The sequence below is a fragment of the Massilia sp. ZL223 genome, assembly GCF_018119395.1.
Taxonomy (GTDB): domain Bacteria; phylum Pseudomonadota; class Gammaproteobacteria; order Burkholderiales; family Burkholderiaceae_D; genus Telluria.
In genome coordinates this window covers 1-20,648 of the sequence record NZ_JAGPWD010000004.1, presented here as the reverse complement: position 1 = coordinate 20,648, position 20,648 = coordinate 1, and the positions used below count along the sequence as shown (strand labels likewise).

Here is a 20,648-nt window from a genome sequence, read left to right as displayed (position 1 = left end):
GGGGAGGCCGACTGACGAGCACCCTGCAATGACCCGCACCGCCGAAATCACGCGCAACACCAACGAGACGCAGATCCGCGTCGCGATCAACCTCGACGGCACCGGCCGCCAGAAACTCAATACCGGCGTCCCCTTCCTCGACCATATGCTGGACCAGATCGCGCGCCACGGCATGATCGACCTGGAAGTCGAAGCCGTCGGCGACCTGCACATCGATGCGCACCACACCGTCGAGGACACCGGTATCACGCTCGGCATGGCGGTGGCCAAGGCCGTCGGCGACAAGAAAGGCATCCGCCGCTACGGCCATTCCTACGTGCCGCTGGACGAGGCGCTGTCGCGCGTGGTCATCGATTTCTCCGGCCGCCCTGGCCTGGAAATGCACATTCCCTTCACGCGCGCCATGATCGGCACCTTCGACGTCGACCTGACCGGCGAGTTCTTCCGCGGCTTCGTCAACCATGCGGGCGTGACCCTGCACATCGACAACCTGCGCGGCGTGAATGCGCACCACCAGTGCGAAACCGTGTTCAAGGCTTTCGGCCGCGCCCTGCGCATGGCCACCGAGCTGGACGAGCGCGCCGCCGGCATCATCCCTTCGACCAAAGGCAGCCTCTGACGCCATGACGAACAAGATTGTTGTGGTGGACGGCCTCGGCAACCTGCGCTCTGTGGCGCAGGCCCTGCGCGCGGCCGCGCCCGAAGCCGATGTGCTGGTCTCGAACAATGCCGGCGACATCGACGCGGCCGACCGCATCGTCCTGCCCGGCCAGGGCGCGATGCGCGACTGCATGACCAGCCTGCGCGAATCCGGCGCCGAGGAAGCCCTGCTGCGCGCCGTCCGGAACAAACCCGTGATGGGCGTGTGCGTGGGCGAGCAGATGCTGTTCGATGCCAGCGAAGAAAACGACGGCACCCCCGGCCTGGGCCTGCTGCCCGGCAAGGTGGTGCGCTTCCAGCTCGACGGCAAGCTGCAGCTTGATGGCTCGCGCTTCAAGGTGCCTCAGATGGGCTGGAACCGCGTACGCCAGTCGCGCGCCCACGCGCTGTGGGAAGGCGTCGCCGACAACAGCTATTTCTATTTCGTGCACAGCTATTACGCGGTGCCGGACAACCCGTCCGACACGATAGGCGAAGCCGACTACGGCGCGCCGTATTGCTGCACGGTGGCGCGCGACAACCTCGTCGCCACCCAGTTCCACCCCGAGAAGAGCGCCGCCGCAGGGCTGCGCCTGTACCGTAATTTCATCCACTGGAAACCGTGAACGCCCGCGTTCGCTCCCAACCGTCAACCAACCGACCACCATCATGCTGCTGATCCCCGCCATCGACCTGAAAGACGGTCACTGCGTTCGCCTGAAACAAGGCGATATGGACCTCGCCACCGTGTTTTCCGAAGATCCCGCCGAGATGGCGCTGCATTGGCTCAAGAAGGGCGCGCGCCGGCTGCACCTGGTGGACCTGAACGGCGCCTTCGCGGGCAAGCCCAAGAACGAAGAAGCGATCAAATCGATCCTGCAGGTCGTGCAGGAGTACGCCGAACAGAATGAACTGGAAGAAATTCCGGTCCAGCTGGGCGGCGGCATCCGCGACCTCGACACCATCGAGCGCTACCTGGACGACGGCATCAGCTACATCATCGTCGGCACTGCCGCCGTGAAGAACCCGGGCTTCCTGCACGACGCCTGCGGCGCCTTCCCTGGCAGCATCATCGTCGGCCTGGACGCCAAGGACGGCAAGGTCGCGACCGACGGCTGGAGCAAGATGTCGGGCCACGAGGTCATCGACCTGGCCAAGAAGTTCGAAGGCTACGGCGTGGAATCGATCGTCTACACCGACATCGGCCGCGACGGCATGATGGCGGGCGTGAACATCGAAGCCACCGTCAAGCTGGCGCAAGCCGTGCGCATCCCGATCATCGCTTCGGGCGGCGTGCACAACCTGTCCGACGTGGAAGCGCTGTGCGCGGTGCAGGACGAAGGCATCGAAGGCGTGATCTGCGGCCGTTCGATCTATGAAGGCACGCTGGACCTGACCTCGGCGCAGGTGCGTGCCGATGAACTGACTGAGGGTGCGGACGCTTAATCCCCAGGGCCGATAGTCACCGGTTCAAATACACCGTCATTCCCGCGAAGGCGGGAATCCAAGCTTGCATGAGCAGCCGAAACGCTGGTAGAACTTGGGTTCCCGCCTTCGCGGGAACGACGAACAAGCGCTAACGCAAAAAATTTTATGCTCGCAAAACGCATCATCCCCTGCCTCGACGTCACCGGCGGCCGTGTGGTCAAGGGCGTCAACTTCACCGAGCTGCGCGATGCCGGCGACCCGGTCGAGATCGCCCGCCGCTACGACGGGCAGGGCGCCGACGAAATCACCTTCCTCGACATCACCGCCTCGAGCGACGGCCGCGACCTGATCCTGCCGATCATCGAAGCCGTGGCCTCGACCGTCTTCATTCCGCTCACCGTCGGTGGCGGCGTGCGCAAGGTCGAGGACGTGCGCCGCCTGCTCAATGCCGGCGCCGACAAGGTCAGCATGAACACCTCGGCCGTCACCAACCCGCAGCTGGTGTTCGACGCCTCGCAAAAGCACGGTTCCCAGTGCATCGTGGTCGCGATCGACGCCAAGCAGGTCGCGCCCGGCAAGTGGGAAGTCTTCACCCACGGCGGCCGCAACGCCACCGGCCTCGACGCCGTCGAATGGGCGCGCAAGATGGAAAGCCTGGGCGCCGGCGAACTGCTGCTCACTTCCATGGACCGCGACGGCACCAAGGTCGGCTTCGACCTCGGCCTGACGCGCGCCGTCTCGGACGCGGTCGGCATCCCCGTGATCGCCTCGGGCGGCGTGGGCGGCCTGCAGGACCTGGCCGACGGCGTCCTGGAAGGCCACGCCGACGCGGTGCTGGCGGCCAGCATCTTCCACTACGGGCAGCACACGGTCGGCGAAGCCAAGCGCTTCATGGCCGAGCGTGGCATCCCCATGCGCCTGGAGTGAACATGCCGACCAATGCCAAATGGCTGAACAAGGTGCGATGGGACGAGCACGGTCTGGTGCCGGTGATCGCCCAGGAAGCGGCCACCGGCGACATCCTGATGTTCGCCTGGATGAACCGCGAAGCGCTGGCCAGGACCGCCGAGCTGGGCGAAGCCGTCTACTGGAGCCGCTCGCGCAAGAAGCTGTGGCACAAGGGCGAAGAGTCCGGCCACATTCAGAAAGTGCTGGAAATGCGCCTCGACTGCGACGAGGACGTGGTGCTGCTCAAGATCGAGCAGCTAGGGGGCATCGCCTGCCACACGGGGCGCCACTCCTGCTTCTTCCAGAAATTCGACGGGGCCGACTGGCAGACGGCCGAGCCGGTGCTGAAGGACCCCGACACCATTTATTCCGCGGATAAGAAACCCTCATGAGCGTTACCCTGGCCCGTGTCGCGGCCGTGATCGAATCGCGCAAGCTGGAAAACGGCGGCGACCCCGACAAATCCTATGTGGCCAAGCTGTTCGCCAAGGGCGACGACGCCATTCTCAAGAAGATCGGCGAAGAAGCCACCGAGACCGTGATGGCCGCCAAGGACGCGCGCGTCTCGGGCGACACTTCCAAGGTCCTGTACGAGTGCGCCGACCTGTGGTTCCACTCGATGGTGCTGCTGGCCCAGTTCAAGCTGACGCCGCAGCAGGTGCTCGACGAACTGGCGCGCCGCGAAGGCTTGTCCGGTCTCGACGAAAAGGCCGCGCGCAAAGAGTAAGCGCCTACTTACCCTTGCGGCGCTGGCATCCGGTGTCATAATCGTCATCCCAATGTCATGCGGCGCTGGTAGGATAGCTAGGTTTTCCAAACGGAAAGCACTGTAATCATCTGGAGAGAAGATGGACAACTGCATTTTTTGCAAGATCGTCGCCAAGCAGATCCCGGCTGCCGTCGTCTATGAAGATGACGATGTGCTCGCGTTCAAGGATATCAACCCGGCCGCTCCGGTGCACCTGCTGGTGATTCCGAAGCAGCACGTGGACACCTTGTCCGACTGCACGAACGAGCACGCCGCCGTACTGGGCAAGATGCTGGCGCTGGCGCCGAAGCTTGCCGAGGAGCATGGTGTCGCGGTGAAATCCGACGGCAACGGCGGACGCAGCGGCGGCTTCAAGACCCTGATCAACAGCGGGCCGGACGGCGGGCAAGAGGTGTATCACCTGCACCTGCATGTGTACGGCGGCAAGCGTCCATGGCGCGGTCTGGGCACCTAAGTCCAGCCTAAGCTTTATATGGGGGCAAGTGTCCCCACATCGCGTATACTGAAACATACGCATTTCCGATTTACAGGCGCCCGGCGCCTTGCAAGGAGACAAACATGGGTTCGATGAGTATTTGGCACTGGGTGATTGTCCTGGTCGTCGTGATGCTGATTTTCGGCACCAAGAAGATCGGCAATATCGGTTCCGATCTCGGCAAAGCAGTGAAGGGCTTCAAGGACGGCGTGAAGGGCGAGGAAGAGAAGGCCAACGGCTCTACCACCGCCTCCACGACCCCGCCGCAGCAGGTCGCCGACAAGACGACCATCGACGTGGAAGCCCGCGACAAGACCCGTTCGTAATCCGCGGGTCCCATGATCGATCTCGGACTGTCCAAACTCGCGATCATCGGCGTTGTCGCGCTGATCGTGATCGGCCCTGAAAAGCTGCCGAAGGTGGCGCGCATGGCCGGCACCCTGTACGGGCGCGCCCAGCGCTACCTGCACGACGTGAAGTCCGAAGTCAGCCGCGAGATCGAGCTGGACGAACTGCGCAACCTGCACAAGGAAGTGCAGGAGAGCGCGCAATCGTTCAAGGACGAGGTCGAGCACACGGTCCACAGCCACGTCGACGAGGTCGAGGCGCTGTGGGACGGACGCGCGGCCCATGACAGCGGCATCAACGTGCCGGCCACGCCGCAGGACATCGAGCGCAAGGCGCGCGACTTCCGCCGCAAGAAGCTGGTGCGCACCTCCAGCGTGCCGGCCTGGTACAAGAACCGCCATGGCACCAAGCGCCATGTGATGTCGGGCGCCGCACGGGTACGCAAGTTCCGCCCGGCCGGCTCCCCGTATGGCGCCAAATCCAATACTTCCTTCTTCTGATGACTGAGCAAGCCGCCGGCGAAGAAACCTTCATCTCCCACCTGGTCGAGCTGCGTGACCGCCTGGTCAAGGCGTCGATCGGGATTGCGCTCGTGTGCGCGGCGCTGATGCTGTGGCCGGGTCCTTCGCAGATCTACGACCTCCTCGCCGCCCCGATGATCGCCTCGCTGCCGGTGGGGTCGAAGATGATCGCCACCGGCGTGATTTCGCCCTTCCTGGTGCCGATGAAGGTCACCCTGCTGCTGGCCTTCATCCTGTCGCTGCCCTGGGTGTTCTACCAGGCCTGGGCGTTCATCGCGCCCGGCCTGTATGCCCACGAAAAGCGCCTGGTACTGCCGCTGGTGATCTCGTCCTCGCTGCTGTTCATCGCCGGCGTGGCGTTCTGCTACTTCTTCGTGTTCGGCCGCGTGTTCCACTTCATCGGCGAGTTCGCGCCGCAGTCGATCGCGGTGACGCCGGACATCGAGAACTACCTGGACTTCGTGATGTCGATGTGCCTGGCTTTCGGGGTCACCTTCGAGGTGCCGGTGGTGGTGGTGATCCTGGTGCGCATGAACATGGTCAGCCTGCAGAAGCTGCGCGAAATCCGCTCCTACGTGATCGTGGGCGCGTTCGTGATCGCCGCCATCGTGACGCCGCCGGACGTGGTCAGCCAGCTGGCGCTGGCGATTCCGATGTGTTTGCTCTACGAACTGGGGCTGCTGCTGGCGCCGGTGTTTGTCAGGGCGACGCGGGCGCCGGAAGAGACGGCCTAAACCTACCTCAAAGCATATCAACGTCATCCCCGCGCAGGCGGGGATGACGTTTTAAAGCAGCGGGTTGGTAATAGACGTTACGGGCAATTCCCGATGACGTAATACCCCGCCGACGTCTGCGCCAAGGTCGTCGTATAGAACGTATTGTTCAGCCCCATATTCTGATTCGACCCGTTCGCCAGCGCGTAGCCGCCGCTGTTGTGCGCCCGTCCGGCCGTCACGTGCGCATAGTTGCTGGCCGTCGTCGCCGTGCACACGAAGCCCGACGTGGTCGTCCCCGTTACCGCTGAAGACAGCGCGCTTTCCACGCCATTGCCCAACGCCGACACCTGATAGCTGTAGCTGGTCGACGCCGCCAGCCCTGTATCGGTATAGCTCGTCGAGGTCAGCGCAGACGCATTCAGCTTCGCCCCATTCCGGTAAACGTTGTATCCCGTCGCCCCGCTTGCCGCGTTCCACGACAAGGCGATGCTGTTCGCCGTACGCGCCCCGACCGCCAGGCCGGCAGGCGGCAGCAAGGCCGGCGCCGTACCGACCAGGAACTGCGGAATGGCGCAGGCCGCCGACACCTGGCCGGTACTGGAGGTCGCCGTCACGCTGCCCGTGTAATAGCCATCGGCGCGCGCGCTGTACGCCTTGCTGAAGCTGGCCCCGCTGCCTGCGGCCGCATCGTCCACCGGCGTCGCCCCGTTCAGCACCACCCGGTAGCTGGCGATCGAGCCGCCGGCCACCGTGGCGGCGCCGTTCACCGTCACCGTCGATCCCGACACGCTGGCGCTGCACGAGCTCATGGTCGGCGGCGCCGCGCGCGCCACGCGCAGGTTATTCTTGAACCAGAAATCCATCACGAAGGACGGATAGTTCACCGTGGTCGCATTGACGTAGTTGCTGTTCTGGCCACCGCTGCCGGCCGGCCAGGCGTGGCCCATGCCGCTGACCGAGATCTCCGAAGTGCGTACTTTGCCGTTCGCATCCGTGTAGGGCGTGTTCGTGCCGCCGGTCGGCACCGTGCTCGTCGCGCCCTTGGTAAAGCTGCCACCGTAGACCAGGCGCATCGCGGCCGCATCCAGCGGACCGTAGCCCTGGGCCACCGTGTAGTCGCTGGTACCCCAGATCACACTGGCGACCTGGCTCGTGAAGCTGGGTGCATAGGAACCCGACATGTTCTTGCAGTTGTTGGCCGCCGTGCTGGCCGTGTACCCCGACGGCACCATCGAGATCTGCGAGGTCGTCACGCCCGGCGGCGGCCCGGCATTGATGCCGATCCCGGCGAAGATGTCGGGCGCCACGCAGCCCAGCACCATGGTCTGGGCGCCGCCCGAGGACAGGCCGGCGACATACACCTGCTTGGGATCGATCGCGTACTGGGGATTGCTGACGAAGCGGTTGACCAGGTCGAGCAGCACGGCGTTGTGGCCGTAGCCGCGGCTGCGGTTCGTATTCGCCCAGTCCCAGCAGTGGGCGCCGTACAGGTTGCCGGTGGCGTTGGGCGCCAGGATCACGGCGCCATACTGGTCGGCCGCGGCCTTCCAGTTGTAGCCCTTGTCGCTGGTTCCGTCGATGACGTCGCCGGCGGCGGTCTGGGCGCAGCCGTGCAGCACCAGCACCAGCGCGCGCTTGCCGTCCAGGACGGGCTGGGTGGCCGGCCAGTAGTAGTAGCCGGTCAGGGCGCCGCCGTTGGCGGTGTCGGTGGCCCAGGTCTGGTTGGCGCTCCAGCTTCCCGGTCCGGCCTGGACCTGGGCCTGGGCAGGCGTCCAGGATGCGAATAAAGCCAGGCAGGCGGCTGCCGCCGCCCGATTCATGCGTAATGCCATTGAAGCCTCCGTTCATTGCGTGAGACTGCGGGGATGACAAACAGGAAAAGACTGGCGGCCCGCAGCGCTAGGACGGCGGCGAAGAAATGAGGGTCATTCGAATGTCTCCGGTTGTCATTGTTGTGGATCTGAGTCCGCAGGCATTATGCAACCGGAGTAATGCGCACAAGCTGGGCGCGCAGGCACGCCGCTTGTGCGCATTTGCACAGGAGGTTTACTGCATCAGCTCCGCGATCATCTTGACCGGGGCGTTGCCGTAGCTGAGGAACTGATCGTGGAACTCCTTCAGGTTGAAGCGTTCGCCCAGCTGCTGCTTGCGGCGCTCGCGCAGTTCCACGATCTGCTCGTAGCCGCTGTAGTAGCTGGTCAGCTGCACCGAGGTCAGGGTCGCGCGGCGCCACTTCTCGTCGGCTTCCTGGCGGGTCTGGAAGGCCTGGCGGGTCAGCAGGTCGATCGCCTCGTTCTGCTGCATGCCCAGCACGTGGACGCTGTAGTCGAGGATGGTGTTGGTCACGCTGCGCAGGTTCCACTTCGAGTACATCAGCCACATCTCGGGCGCGTTGCCGCCGTAGCCCGATTCCAGCATCATGCGCTCGCCGTACACGGCCCAGCCCTCGACCATGGCGCCGTTACCGAACAGCGACTTGATCAGGGAAGGCGACTTGTTGGCGTGGACCAGCTGCGCGTAGTGGCCTGGAATCGCCTCGTGGATATTCAGGATCTGCAGGATCCACTCGTTGTACTCGCGCAGGCTGCTCTCGGCCTGTTCCGGCGTCAGGTTGTCCATCGGCGTGACGTTGTAATACGTCTTGTCCTTCGGACGGTAGGGGCCGGGCGCGTCGATGCTGGCGCCGGCCACGCCGCGCTGGTACATCGGGGTCTCGCGCACTTCGAGCGGCTTGTCCGGGTCCAGGGTCAGCAGGTCGTTCTTGATCACCCAGTCCTGCAGCAGCGGGATCTGGCGGCGGATCTCGGGGAAGAAGTTCTCGCGCGCGACGTGGCGGGCGGAGAGCTTGTCGATCATCATGCCGATCTTCTGGAAGCGGTCCTGCGGCTTGTTCACGCCCGCCATGTAGCGCGGCCACAGCTCGTCCGAGATCGCGTTCATGCGGGTGAGCAGCTCTTCGCGCGTGGCCAGGGCCTTGCGGTAGGTCTGCTCGGCGCTGCTGGCCGACTGGATCTCGAGCGCGAACTTCTGCTCGTACAAGTCCTTCCCGATGCGGAAGGGACGCGCGTCCTTGGCTGCATTCAGGTTCTTGTCCAGCTGGGTGAGGAAATCGACATAGCCCAGCACCGCGGTGCCGGCGTTGGCGATGCGCTGGGCGAAGATCGCTTTCTCCTGCGGGGTGAGGGTCGATTCCTGGGCCGCCTTGCCCAGGTCGGCCAGCACCGCGATGGTGCCCGGCGCCTGGGTGATGGCAAGCTGGGTGTGCTCGATGGTCGGCTTGGTGATCGAGGCCTGGGCGGCCTGGTAGAAGGCCGGCACGTTGGCCAGGCGCCTGAGGATGGTGCGCAGGCGCTGCGGCTTGGCCGCGTATTCGGTGGTGAGGATCAGGTCGAGCGGCTGGGCCACGTTGTACAGCGAGGGGTTCCACTCGAACTCGCGCCAGGTGGTCAGGTTCCAGCGGTCCTTTTCCAGCTTGTTGACCAGGAGAGCCAGGTCGGTGCGGTGGCGCGGCGAGAGCTGCTTCGGATCGAGCTTGCCGAATTTTTCCAGCCATTCCTCGGCGAAGGCCACTTTCCTGGCGCGGGTGGCGGCATCGGGAATGGTCAGGTTGGCGGCCTGGTCGAACTTGCCGGCGTAGATGCCGCCTTCCGGATCCATGCGCCACTGCGCGGTCAGGAACTGCATGCTCAGCGTGTCCATGCGGCGGTCGAGGCGGAAGGCGGAAGCTTGCGTGGCCGGGGCGGCAGCAGTAGCAGCAGCGGTGGCCGCCGTAGCGACGGCGGCTTTCTTCACCGGCGCCTTCTTGCGCTTGTCGGTGCTTTTCGCCTTGACTACTTTCGAGGTTTTCGCCTTGCCCTTGGCAGGCTTGGTGGTCTTGGCGCTGGCCGGCGCCAGTGCGAAACTCGCCAGCAGCACTGCCAGCGCGATTTTCGTTTTCATCATCGTATTCGGCCCTGTAACAGAAAAAAAGCGGGGCGCCCGGCGCATACTGCTGTGCGGGGGCGCGTGAAGAGTAGCACCATTCCGGTCGCTTGCGGGCGGCTGAAACATTACGACACGTTGTCGTGGAGGGAAGTGTTAACTCTTCGGCAAAACGCCGGATGATAACGTAGGGTCGGCGGCGGAGCCGCCAACCCTACGACGCAGCGTTCCCGGCAGCGCCGAGCCCTGTCCGCAGCATCTCGAGCATGTCCTGCGGCGACATGCGCGCCGCCATCTCGGTCCCTTCGAGCAGGCTGTCGGCCAGGTCGCGCTTGTGGTGGTGCAGCTCCACGATGCCTTCCTCGATGGTGCCGCGCGCCACCAGGCGGTAGATCGTCACCGGCCGCTGCTGTCCCATGCGGTGGGCGCGGTCCGAGGCCTGGTCTTCCACCGCCGGATTCCACCACGGGTCCATATGGATCACGTAGTCCGCCGCCGTCAGGTTGATGCCGACCCCGCCCGCCTTCAGGCTGATCAGGAACAGCTCGCCCTCGCCGGCCTGGAAGGCGTCGACGCGGCGCTTGCGCTCCTGGATCGGGGTGGAGCCGTCCAGGTACTGGTAGGGGATGCCCTTCTTGTCCAGGTACTGGCGGATCAGGGTCAGGTGGTCGACGAACTGGCTGAACACCAGCACCTTGTGGCGGTTCTCCAGCAGGTCGTCCGTCAGGCGCGCAAACGCGGCCAGCTTGCTGCTGGCGATGCCCGCGCCCGGCGCCACCAGCTCCGGATTGCAGACCGCGCGCCGCAGCCGCATCATCTCGGCCAGGATCGCGATCGACTTCTGGCTCTCGGGCGCTTCCAGCGCAGCCAGGGTGTCGAGCGCTTCGCGGCGCAGCGATTCGTACAGCGAGCTTTCTTCCGCGGTCAGCTCCACCGGCAGCACGATCTCGGTGCGCGGCGGCAGCTCGGTCAGCACCTGCGCCTTGGTGCGGCGCAGGATGAAGGGCGCGGTCAGCCTGCGCAGGCGCGCGCGGGCTCCGGCCTCGGCGCGTTTATCCTGCGCTTTTTCGATGGGGCCGGCGAAGCGCAGCTGGAACTGGTCGGCGCTGCCCAGCAGGCCCGGATTGATGAAGCGGAACAGGTTCCACAGCTCGCCCAGGTGGTTTTCCAGCGGCGTGCCGGTGGCCGCCATGCGGAAGTCGCCCTGCAGCGCCATCACCGCCTGCGAGCGCTTGGTGTGCATGTTCTTCACCGCCTGCGCCTCGTCCAGCACGATGCTGTGCCAGCGGCGCCCGGTGAACAGCGGCGCTTCCAGCTGCAGCAGGCCGTAGCTGCCGACGATCACGTCGAAGGGGCCGGCTTCCTCCACCATCGCCTTGCGGTCGCCGGGGCCGAACAGCTTCAGGTTCAGGGTCGGCGCGAAGCGCTGGGCCTCGGCGATCCAGTTCAGGCAGACCGAGGTCGGGGCCACCACCAGGGCCGGGCCGTTGGGCGCGCGCGTCAGCAGCAAGGCCAGGGCCTGCAGGGTCTTGCCCAGGCCCATGTCGTCGGCCAGGCAGGCGCCCACGCCCCAGTGGGCCAGGCGCCCCAGCCATTCGAAGCCCTCGCGCTGGTAGTCGCGCAGCTCGGCCTGCAGGGTGGAGGGAAGGGGGGGCGTGTAGGCCTCGGTCTCGGCGATGCGTGCCAGGTGGGCGCGCCAGGCCCCGTCGGTGTCGGCGCGGCCCGCTTCGCGCGCCAGTTCTTCCAGCGAGAAGCTGGCGAGCGCATGCAGGCGCACGCCGTCGCCGTGCATCTCGCCGTACGAGAACAATTCCGTCAGGCGCCGGTGCAGCTCGTCGCTCAGGGCCAGGTATTCGTTGTCGCCCAGGGCCACGAAGCGGCTGCCGTCTTCGCGCAGGCGCTCCAGCAGGGCGCGCAAGTCCATCACGCGCTGCTCGTCGATCACCACTTCGCCGCTGGCCGCAAACCAGTCGCGGTCGCGCCGGATCTGGATGCGCACGGATTTGGTCGTGGCCTTTTTGGAAACGCGGAACTTCTCGCCTTCCGGCCAGGCCACCACCACGCTCGCGGGATCGAGGGTGCGCAGCTGGTCGACCAGCTCCAGGCACAGCAAGGGCTGGCCCAGCAGCCATTCGCCGTGGTCCAGTTCCGCCTGTTCCAGCGCCTGGCAGGCGCCAACCAGCTGGCGCTCGGCTTCGCGCTCCGCGTTCAGGTTGCGCTTCGCTTCCGTGCGCACGCCGGCCACGTCGGCGATCACGTTTTCCGCGCCTTCGCCCGGCGCGTAATAGGCGCCGGCGTCCGGCAGCGGGCGTACCAGCACCTGCATGCGCATGCCCTGCTGGTAGGGACGCAGGAGCACGTGCAGGCGCGGATCGGCCGCGACCTGCTCGATGTCGCTGGCGCTGGCGCCGATGTCCGACTGCACGGTGACGATAGCCGAGATGGCGCCGACCGCGCGCAGCACGCGGCGCTCGGCCGCCAGCGGTACTTCCAGGCCCGCTTCGCCGAGGATGGCGGCGATGCGGCGGTGTTCTTCCTTGATGTGCACCAGGCGCAGGCGGGTAGACGTCTCGCGCGTGACGACCACGTCGCCGTCCTGGTCTTCCAGCGATGGCTGCAGCGTGATCAGCACGGTGCCGCCCTGGGCCTTGACCCGCAGCTCAGGTTCTCCCGGCAGCAATTCCACGCGCGTGCCGGGCGAATCCATCCAGAACAGCAAGGGATGGCCGACCAGGGCGGCGAGCGCTTTGCCGCGCTCGAATTCGAAACGCACGCTGCTGCTGCCGTAGTAGCGCCGGCCGGCAATCGCCTGCACTGCTTGCAGGTCCTGGGCGCTCAGGAAGTCCAGCACGGCGCCTTCCTCGGCCAGGCGCTTGAGACCGACCGCACGGCCGCGGGTCCAGCCGCCTTGCGCGTCGCGCTTTTGCTCGCGGGGTTCGATCTCCTGCACGCCCAGGGTCGGGTCGTAGCGGATCATCCACACCAGGCGCGACTCGCGGACCACTTCGGCGTTGACGGCCGGCTGCAGGTTGATCAGGGCGTTGAGCTGGCGCTCCCAGGCTTCTTCGCGCTCGAACCAGAGCGCCATGTCGCCGAAGCGGTGCCGGCGGCGCAGTTCGCTGGCGCGCTGCTCGTGGCCGACATAGCCCAGCTGGCCCAGGAGCCCCGCCAGCTGGGCCGAGATGAAATCGAAGCCGGCGCGTTCGGACTGCTCCAGCATTTCTTCGAGTTGGGTGCGCTTGCCAGCCAGCTGCGGCAGCCCGAGCCAGTAATGTAGCAGCGCGCGGAACATGAAGGGCTCCAGCATCAGTTCCCAGTTGCGCGAAGCCAGTACTTCGGCATCGACCGTGCCGCACCGGATCGAGCGCAGCAACGCGAGCTGGTTGTTCACCGAATTTTCCGGGCGCTGCACGCTGCGTATGACGGTGTCGAACCACGCTTCCGTCAATTTGATGGAAGCAGGCTGCTTGCTCCGTAACAGGGCCGCGAGCGCAAGGTGCGCGCCGATTCCTTCGAAGAAGGCTTTGCGCTTGCCGGTTTCGCGGCGCAGCAGCTTGATCGCCTGCTCGATGCCGGCCAGGCCGGCGTCGAGGTCGTCGCGCAGAATCGCGATCACGCTGCGCAGGAACATGGCGGGCGAATCCGCCACCTCGATCAGCAAGGCAAGCGCATCGTCCAGCCGCCCGCACAGGATGAAATGTTCGGCCAGCGCCAGGCGCAGGGCGACCGAGGGCTCGCCGTCGGCCGCCTGGCGCTCGGCCGCCGCGCGGATAGCCGGCGCGGCCAGCGGTTCGCGCTGGCAGTGCATGACCAGCACCGCCAGCACGTTGTCGCGCACGCCGCGGTGGAGGCGCCCGATGATTTCGGGATGGAAGACGGGGCGGGCGCAGACCTCGACCAGCGGGTGCAGGTAGTTAGCCTCGTGGCAGCGCAGGCAGGCGTCCAGGATCCCGGACACGGTCTCGCTGCCCTCGCCGTTGAGGAGGGCGATACGCAGCAGGGCCAGGCCCTGGCGGTAGCTGCGCAGCATGAGGTTTCCCTGCCAGTCGCTGCGTATCGGCGTCACCTGGGCATAGGCGGCGACCGCGAAGTCGAAGGCGCCGTCGTCGAGCGCACGGTCCAGCACGGGCCAGGACGCCTCGGGCGCGATGACGAAGCCGCGGCCGGTCACGTCCGCGACCAGGCCAAGCTCGCGCAGGTGGGCCAGTTCGGCTGCCCACTGCCCCGTGGGGAGTTTGACGCCCATCGCCGTCATGTGCTCGAGGACGCGTTGCCGTCCCATCGGCTCGCCGGCGAGCGCCAGCAGCACCAGGATCAGGAACTGTTCGGCGCTACAGGCGGCCAGGCGTTCGTTCAGGTCAGCTGCGTTCATGCGTCTCCAAGATTCTCGATCGCCACCGGCTGCAGGCCGGCGGGGATGGGCACGCCGAACACGCTCAGGTAGAAATACAGCTCCGCTTCCAGGGTGCAGATCACGCTCTCGGCCTTCCTGAAGCCGTGGCCTTCGCCCTCCAGGGTCAGGTAGGCCACCGGCAGGCGGCGCGCGCGCAGCGCTTCGACCATGCTTTCCGACTGCTGCGGCGGCACCACCTTGTCGTCCAGGCCCTGGAAGAAGATCATCGGGTGGCGCAGCTTGTCGGTGTGGTGGATCGGCGAGCGCTCGCGATACACGGTGTCCGCGCGCTCCGGCGGGGCGATCAGGTACTGGTTGTAGTGCGACTCGAACTTGTGCGAGTCCGCGTCCAGGCCCTTGAGGTCGGACACGCCGTAGTAGCAGGCGCCGGCCTTGAACACGTCGTGGAAGGCGAGGGCGCTGAGCACCGTCAGGCCGCCCGCGCTGCTGCCGCGGATCAGCAGGCGCTGCGGGTCGACCAGGCCTTGCTCCGCCAGGTGGCGCGCGCCGGCCACGCAGTCCTCGACGTCGACCACGCCCCACTGGCCCTTGAGCAGGTCGCGGTAGGCGCGGCCGAAGCCGGTGCTGCCGCCGTAGTTCACGTCCAGCACCGCGAAGCCGCGGCTGGTCCAGAACTGGATGGCCAGCTTGAGGGTGGAAGCGGCCATGCCGGTCGGGCCGCCGTGCCCGATCACGATCAGGGGCGGCAGCTCGCCCGCCAGCGGCGCGTAATGCGCATTGCAGGGCGGGTAATGGAAGGCATGGGAAGTGCGCCCGCCCGCGCTGGGGTAGCTGACGGCCTGCGGGACCGACAAATAGACCCCCTCCGGCAGGCGCTCGATGGAGCGCGCCAGCACCGTGCACTGATTGGTGGACAGGTCGATGCAGGCCAGTTCCAGCGCGATCGTGGGCGCGCCGCCCAGCAGCGCCACCAGGGAGCCCTCGACGCGCAGCTCGCGGATCTCCTGGTAGGGCGTGGCGATGGGCGAGAGTTCGCCGCCGCGCAGCGCCAGGCGCGCCAGGCGGCTCACGCCCGCCTCGATATAGGTGCACACGATCTCGTCCGGCGAAGAGAAGCCGTACAGCGAGCCGCCGAAAGTCCATTGCGGGCCGCCGAATTCCGCTTCGCGCGGACACAGCGGGTGCACCACGCCGTGCTCGTAGCGGTACAGGTTCCACCAGCCGCTGCGGTCGGAGACGAAGTGCAGCACGCCGTCCGGCGACCATTCCGGCTGGCAGATCGATTCCTGCGCGCCGCCCGCGATCAGGCGGCCGTTCACCAGGCTGCCGTCGGCGGCCACGTCGGCCAGCCACAGCTCGGTGCCTTCCCAGGGCATGCGCGGATGGTCCCAGCACAGCCAGGCCAGATGGGCGCCGTCGGGCGACAGGCGCGGCGCGGCATAGAAGTCGTTGCCGTCCACCAGCACGGTTTCGCTGCCGTCGAAGCCGATCGCGCACACCGTGTTGTCGGGATACTGCGCGCCGGAGGAGTGGTCTTCGCGGATGCCGACCAGGCGCTGGCGCGGGGCGTCGATCACGAAGTCGGCGTAGCGGCGCTCGCCCTCGGCGGTGACGGCGACAGGCTGGCCATCCGCGCCCACGCGGTAGAGCCGGTTGTCGCCATGGTGCGAGAAGAACACCTGGCCGCCGGCCACCGCATAGGCGCCGCCGCCGTACTCGTGCACGCGGCTGCGCACATTGAAGGGCAGGGGGGTGAGCTCGGCCCTGGCCGTGCCTTGCCCGCCCATCAGGGTCGAGCGCCCGGCTTCGCTGGCGCGGCCTTCCAGCCAGTAGACGCTGCCGCCATCCACGGCCAGCTGGGACAGCGGGGTGGCGCCGGCGGCGACGACTGCCGCCGTGATCGGCGAGGTCCAGGCGCCGCAGGGCGCGGGTTGTTTGCTGGTGGCAACTGTCATGGCAGTGTCTTTCGATAGTTGGAATGGCATTATAAGTTGCCGCCGCAGGATGCGATAATAGGGGTTTCCCTTCGATCCGGATTGCCCGTCATGCCCCAATTTGCCCCGCTCCAGAACGACACCTTCCTGCGTGCGCTGCTGCGCCAGCCGACCGATTACACCCCGGTATGGCTGATGCGCCAGGCCGGCCGCTACCTGCCGGAATACCGCGCCACGCGGCAGCAGGCGGGTTCCTTCCTGGGCCTGGCCAAGAATCCGGATTTCGCCACCGAAGTGACCCTGCAGCCGATCGACCGCTATCCGCTGGACGCCTCGATCCTGTTCTCGGACATCCTGACGGTGCCGGATGCGATGGGCCTGGGCCTGTACTTCGCCGATGGCGAGGGTCCCAAGTTCGAGCGCCCGCTGCGCAGCGAAGAGCAGGTGATGGCGCTGGAAGTGCCCGACATGGCCTCGCTCGACTACGTCTTCAAGGCCGTGACCCAGATCCGCACCGCCCTCAATGGCCGCGTGCCGCTGATCGGCTTCTCCGGCAGCCCCTGGACCCTGGCCTGCTACATGGTCGAAGGCGGCGGCTCGCGCGAATTCCACACCATTAAGAAGATGCTGTATTCGCGCCCGGACCTGATGCACCGCATCCTGGACGTGAACGCACGCGCGGTGGCCCAGTACCTGAACGCCCAGATCGACGCCGGCGCCCAGGCCGTGATGATCTTCGATTCCTGGGGTGGCGCGCTGGCCGACGGCGCCTACCAGGAGTTCTCGCTGCGCTACATGCAGCAGGTGCTGTCCCAGCTGCAGCGCGAGAAGGACGGCGTGCGCATCCCGGCGATCGTGTTCACCAAGGGCGGCGGCCTGTGGCTTGACGAGATGGCCGGCATCGGCGCCGACGCGCTGGGCCTGGACTGGACCGTGAACCTGGGCCGTGCGCGCGCCCTGGTGGGCGACCGCGTGGCGCTGCAGGGCAACCTGGATCCGGCCATCCTGTTCGCCGAACCGGAACAGATCCGCGCCGAGGTGGAGCGCTCCCTCAGCGCCTATGGCAAGCCTGCGGCCGGCCACGGCCACGTGTTCAACCTGGGCCATGGCATTTCGCAGTTCACGCCGCCGGAATCCGTCAGCGCCATGGTCGAGGCTGTTCACAGCTTCAGCCGCCGCCAACGCGCCGCAGCTTGACTTATTCAGGGATACCTGCCCGGTATCCTGGTGCAAAGTCTCACTTGTTCACAACTTCGTAAAACCGGGCAAAAATTCCTGTGGACATCTCGGCACCGTCTGGGCAAGCGTAAAACGATGATTTATAAGCGTTTTTTGCATGAACAGCCGGTGTCGTTCCCTCCCAACCACAAGCTTGTCCCAAGGAATTCGGCACATTTTGGGCCATTGTTCACAAAGTTATTCACAGGAGCTGGAAATGTGGGGAAAAGTGCTTCGTTTACCGTGACTTAGCGCCGAACTTCAAGTAACGCGTGAAGATTTTGATGCAATGCAGCGAGTTTTCCACGAGGACATCCCTACTTATGCACAACAACGCCATTCCAGCCCAGCTTGTTAACAGGTCTGTGCGTCTCAATGTAAGTAATTGAAAACAATAAGAAAAATAGAATTGACTAGAAGAATTTTCAGTTTTGGCTTGATTTAACGTAAACCTTTAGCGGGGTCAAGCCCCACGCTATTCACAAAGTTTTCCACAGTTTTGCACAGGGCCTCACTTGCCAGAATGCATCCTTGAAGTCGTGCTCGACACGCCGCTCAACAGCAGCTTCGATTACCGCTGGGTTTCCCAGTCGGGCGAGGCGCCGGCGGTCGGCCAGCTTGTGCTGGTCCCCTTCGCCCGGCGCGAGGTGGTCGGCCTGATCGTGGGCGTCAAGCACGAGACCGATGTGCCGCCGGAAAAGCTCAAGGATGCGCTGGCCGTGCGCAGCCAGCTCTCGCCCTTGCCGGAGCGCTGGATCGCCCTGGCGCGCTTCGCCGCCGACTACTACCAGCGCCCGGTCGGCGAAGTGGCCCTGCCTGGCCTGCCCAAGAACCTGCGCGTGCCCAAGACCGTCGCGCTGGACCGCGCGCTGAAAAAAATGGCCAAGCTCGATATCGTCCAGGATGTCGCCGCCGCCAACATGCCGGTGCTGAATCCGGCCCAGCAGGAAGCCGCCGCCGCGATCGGCCAGGCGCAGGGTTTTGCGCCGCTGCTGCTGTGGGGCGTGACGGGCAGCGGCAAGACCGAGGTCTATCTGCAGGCCTGCGCCCAGGTGCTGGCGCGCGACCCGCAGGCCCAGATCCTGATCATGGTCCCCGAGATCAACCTGACGCCCCAGCTGGAAGGGAATATCCGCGCGCGCTTCCCCGGCGCCATGCTGGCCACCCTGCACAGCAGCCTGTCGGAAGGCGAGCGCATGCTGCACTGGCTGGCCGCGCACCAGGGCCATGCGCGCATCGTGCTCGGCACCCGGCTGGCGATCCTGGCCTCGCTGCCGAATCTCAAGCTGATCGTGATCGATGAGGAGCACGACCCCTCCTACAAGCAGCAGGAAGGCCTGCGCTATTCGGCGCGCGACCTGGCCGTGTGGCGCGCGCGCCAGCTGGATATCCCCATCGTGCTGGGTTCGGCCACGCCTTCGCTGGAAACCTGGCACCACGCGCAGTCGGGCCGCTACAAAAGGCTGGAGCTGCGCGAGCGCGCCGTGCGCGACGCCGTGCTGCCGCGCGTGCGCCTGGTCGACATGGAGCGCGACCGCCCGCGCGACGGCCTGACCGGCGACCTGCTGGCGGCGCTGCGCTCGCGCCTGGAGCGTGGCGAGCAGTCGCTGCTGTTCCTGAACCGGCGCGGCTATGCGCCCGTGATTTCCTGCGACGCCTGCGGCTGGATCAGCAACTGCACCCGCTGCACCTCCTTCATGGTGCTGCACAAGCTGGAGCACCGGCTGCGCTGCCACCACTGCAGCCTGGAGCTGCGCATCCCGCGCCATTGCCCCACCTGCGGCAACGTCGACCTGCAGCCGCTGGGGCGCGGCACCCAGCGCATCGAGGAGGGCCTGCAGGCCATGTTCCCCGAGGCGCGCGTGCTGCGCATCGACGCCGATTCCACGCGCCGCAAGGGCAGCGCCCAGGAAGCCTTCGACACCGTGCACCGCGGCGAGGTGGATATCCTGATCGGCACCCAGATGGTCGCCAAGGGCCACGATTTTAAAAACCTGACCCTGGTCGGCATCCTCAACCCGGACACCGCGCTGTTCTCGCAGGACTACCGCGCGGCCGAGCGCCTGTTCGCCCAGCTGATGCAGGTGGCGGGACGGGCCGGCCGCGCCGGCGGCGCGCAGTCCGACGTGCTGGTGCAGACCCGCTACGCCAGCCATCCGCTGTACGGCGCGCTGGTGCGCCACGACTACGAGCGCTTCGCCGGCGGCCAGCTGGCGGAACGCCGCGAAGCCGGCCTGCCGCCCTTCATGTACCAGGCGTTGCTGCGCGCCGAGGCGCGCGAGCTGGCCACCGCCATCGCTTTCCTGGAACAGGCGCGCGACTGCCTGCCGTCCGAGACCATCCTGATCAACGACCCGATTCCGATGACCATGACGCGGGTCCACAACGTCGACCGCGCCCAGCTGCTGGTGGAATCGAGCTCGCGCCCCGCGCTGCAGGCCTTCCTGCGCGAATGGGTGGAACTGCTGCGCGCCATGAAATCGCGCGTCAAGTGGTCGCTCGAGGTCGATCCGCTCGATATTTGAGCCTTTGTTGCGATCGGTGAGAATCTGGCGCGGTCGAACTGCTAGAGTGGCCGGTTTGGAAAAACGTCACCCGGAGCCGCCATGCCTTTCCGTACCGCCCGCCTTGCCGCCTGTGCCGCCGGCCTGCTTCTGCTGTCCCTGCCGGCGGCGGCGGCCACGCCGGGCGAGAACGCCGTGGCCGGCATCACCCACCGCATCCAGTCGCGCGACTGCAGCGGTGCGGTGGAACGGCTCAAGGATGGGCTGAAAGAAAACCACCGCGAAGTGGCGCTGTTGGCCGGGACCATGTTCGAGCACGGCGTCTGCCTGCGCCGCGATTGGATGCGCGCCGTCGATTTCTACACGCAAGCGCACACGGCAGGGATGCCGGAAGGGGCGGAGCGCCTGGCCGCCGGTTTTGCCGATCCCGCCAACGGGCCGGATATCGCTGCCGCGCTGTGGTGGGGGGCGAGAGGCCGTGTGGTCAGGCCCACGGACTGCGTGGTCGGCAAGGACGCAGCCGACGACCCCGACCGCTTCGTGGCCGAGGTGAATACCTGGCGCCCGGAGCGCATGGCCTACTGCAACTACATGATGGGCGTGATGTCGACCATCGCCTCCGAGATGCGCTATCCGGAACTGGCGCGCGCCCATGCCCTCGGCGGCGACATCGTCCTGCGCTTCCTGCCCGCCGTGCCGCGCATGGAATTGCGGAAGGCCGAGTCGCGCGAATACGCCATGATCGGCGTGGTCAGCGGCGAAACGCTGCGCGACCGCAAAAGCAAGCCGGTCACCGGCAGTATCGAGAAGGGGGGGGGGGGCCAACCCCCCCCCCCCCCGCCCCGCCGGACGCCCCCCCCCGGGCGGCCCGCG

At 66.3% G+C, this 20,648-nt stretch carries 17 protein-coding genes; 13 read left to right on the top strand and 4 right to left on the bottom strand.

The window, feature by feature from the left end; genetic code table 11:
- The first annotated feature begins 28 nt into the window (after nucleotides 1-28).
- From hisB to tatC, 10 genes are all read left to right on the top strand, one after another.
- A complete protein-coding gene (hisB, locus tag KBW95_RS04030; protein WP_211522901.1) occupies nucleotides 29-619 on the top strand; it encodes an imidazoleglycerol-phosphate dehydratase HisB in 591 nt (196 codons plus the stop codon).
- 4 nt (nucleotides 620-623) lie between these two features.
- A complete protein-coding gene (gene hisH / locus KBW95_RS04025; protein WP_211527553.1) occupies nucleotides 624-1,265 on the top strand; it encodes an imidazole glycerol phosphate synthase subunit HisH in 642 nt (213 codons plus the stop codon).
- A 43-nt stretch (nucleotides 1,266-1,308) separates the two neighbouring features.
- Nucleotides 1,309-2,085 (top strand): 1-(5-phosphoribosyl)-5-[(5-phosphoribosylamino)methylideneamino]imidazole-4-carboxamide isomerase, encoded by a 777-nt coding sequence (hisA, locus tag KBW95_RS04020; RefSeq protein ID WP_211522899.1) that lies wholly within the window; start codon nucleotides 1,309-1,311, stop codon nucleotides 2,083-2,085.
- A 147-nt stretch (nucleotides 2,086-2,232) separates the two neighbouring features.
- Nucleotides 2,233-2,994 (top strand): imidazole glycerol phosphate synthase subunit HisF, encoded by a 762-nt coding sequence (gene hisF, locus KBW95_RS04015; protein WP_211522898.1) that lies wholly within the window; start codon nucleotides 2,233-2,235, stop codon nucleotides 2,992-2,994.
- Nucleotides 2,995-2,996: 2 nt separating this feature from the next.
- Nucleotides 2,997-3,407 (top strand): phosphoribosyl-AMP cyclohydrolase, encoded by a 411-nt coding sequence (hisI, locus tag KBW95_RS04010; protein WP_211522897.1) that lies wholly within the window; start codon nucleotides 2,997-2,999, stop codon nucleotides 3,405-3,407.
- Nucleotides 3,404-3,742, top strand: coding sequence for a phosphoribosyl-ATP diphosphatase (locus KBW95_RS04005; RefSeq protein WP_211522896.1), 339 nt, complete (start codon nucleotides 3,404-3,406; stop codon nucleotides 3,740-3,742). Before hisI ends, KBW95_RS04005 begins: the two co-directional genes overlap by 4 nt.
- 121 nt (nucleotides 3,743-3,863) lie before the next feature.
- Complete coding sequence (locus tag KBW95_RS04000) at nucleotides 3,864-4,238, top strand: histidine triad nucleotide-binding protein (RefSeq protein ID WP_211522895.1); 375 nt, start codon at nucleotides 3,864-3,866, stop codon at nucleotides 4,236-4,238.
- Nucleotides 4,239-4,342: 104 nt separating this feature from the next.
- Nucleotides 4,343-4,585: a Sec-independent protein translocase subunit TatA gene (tatA, locus tag KBW95_RS03995; protein ID WP_211522894.1), complete on the top strand. Its 243-nt coding sequence runs from the start codon at nucleotides 4,343-4,345 to the stop codon at nucleotides 4,583-4,585.
- 12 nt (nucleotides 4,586-4,597) lie between these two features.
- Complete coding sequence (tatB, locus tag KBW95_RS03990) at nucleotides 4,598-5,107, top strand: Sec-independent protein translocase protein TatB (protein WP_211527552.1); 510 nt, start codon at nucleotides 4,598-4,600, stop codon at nucleotides 5,105-5,107.
- A complete protein-coding gene (gene tatC, locus KBW95_RS03985) occupies nucleotides 5,107-5,862 on the top strand; it encodes a twin-arginine translocase subunit TatC (protein ID WP_211522892.1) in 756 nt (251 codons plus the stop codon). Before tatB ends, tatC begins: the two co-directional genes overlap by 1 nt.
- 77 nt (nucleotides 5,863-5,939) lie before the next feature.
- Here the strand turns inward: tatC and KBW95_RS03980 are convergent, their stop codons facing one another.
- The 4 genes from KBW95_RS03980 to KBW95_RS03965 form a co-directional block, all read right to left on the bottom strand.
- Nucleotides 5,940-7,676 (bottom strand): PHB depolymerase family esterase, encoded by a 1,737-nt coding sequence (locus KBW95_RS03980; RefSeq protein WP_211527551.1) that lies wholly within the window; start codon nucleotides 7,674-7,676, stop codon nucleotides 5,940-5,942.
- A gap of 214 nt (nucleotides 7,677-7,890) precedes the next feature.
- A complete protein-coding gene (locus tag KBW95_RS03975; RefSeq protein ID WP_211527550.1) occupies nucleotides 7,891-9,786 on the bottom strand; it encodes a DUF885 domain-containing protein in 1,896 nt (631 codons plus the stop codon).
- Nucleotides 9,787-9,979: 193 nt separating this feature from the next.
- Nucleotides 9,980-14,137 (bottom strand): DEAD/DEAH box helicase, encoded by a 4,158-nt coding sequence (locus tag KBW95_RS03970; protein ID WP_211522889.1) that lies wholly within the window; start codon nucleotides 14,135-14,137, stop codon nucleotides 9,980-9,982.
- Nucleotides 14,134-16,074 carry a prolyl oligopeptidase family serine peptidase gene (locus tag KBW95_RS03965; RefSeq protein WP_211527549.1) on the bottom strand — a complete coding sequence of 647 codons (1,941 nt, stop codon included), beginning with the start codon at nucleotides 16,072-16,074 and terminating at the stop codon, nucleotides 14,134-14,136. Before KBW95_RS03965 ends, KBW95_RS03970 begins: the two co-directional genes overlap by 4 nt.
- Nucleotides 16,075-16,164: 90 nt before the next feature.
- On the opposite strand from KBW95_RS03965, the gene hemE reads away from it, so the two are divergent.
- From hemE to KBW95_RS03950, 3 genes are all read left to right on the top strand, one after another.
- Nucleotides 16,165-17,250: a uroporphyrinogen decarboxylase gene (gene hemE, locus KBW95_RS03960; RefSeq protein ID WP_211522887.1), complete on the top strand. Its 1,086-nt coding sequence runs from the start codon at nucleotides 16,165-16,167 to the stop codon at nucleotides 17,248-17,250.
- A gap of 536 nt (nucleotides 17,251-17,786) precedes the next feature.
- Nucleotides 17,787-19,796, top strand: coding sequence for a primosomal protein N' (locus tag KBW95_RS03955; protein WP_211527548.1), 2,010 nt, complete (start codon nucleotides 17,787-17,789; stop codon nucleotides 19,794-19,796).
- An 81-nt stretch (nucleotides 19,797-19,877) separates the two neighbouring features.
- Nucleotides 19,878-20,648, top strand: a 771-nt coding sequence (locus KBW95_RS03950; RefSeq protein ID WP_211527547.1) for a hypothetical protein, incomplete at its 3' end; no start/stop codon positions are given.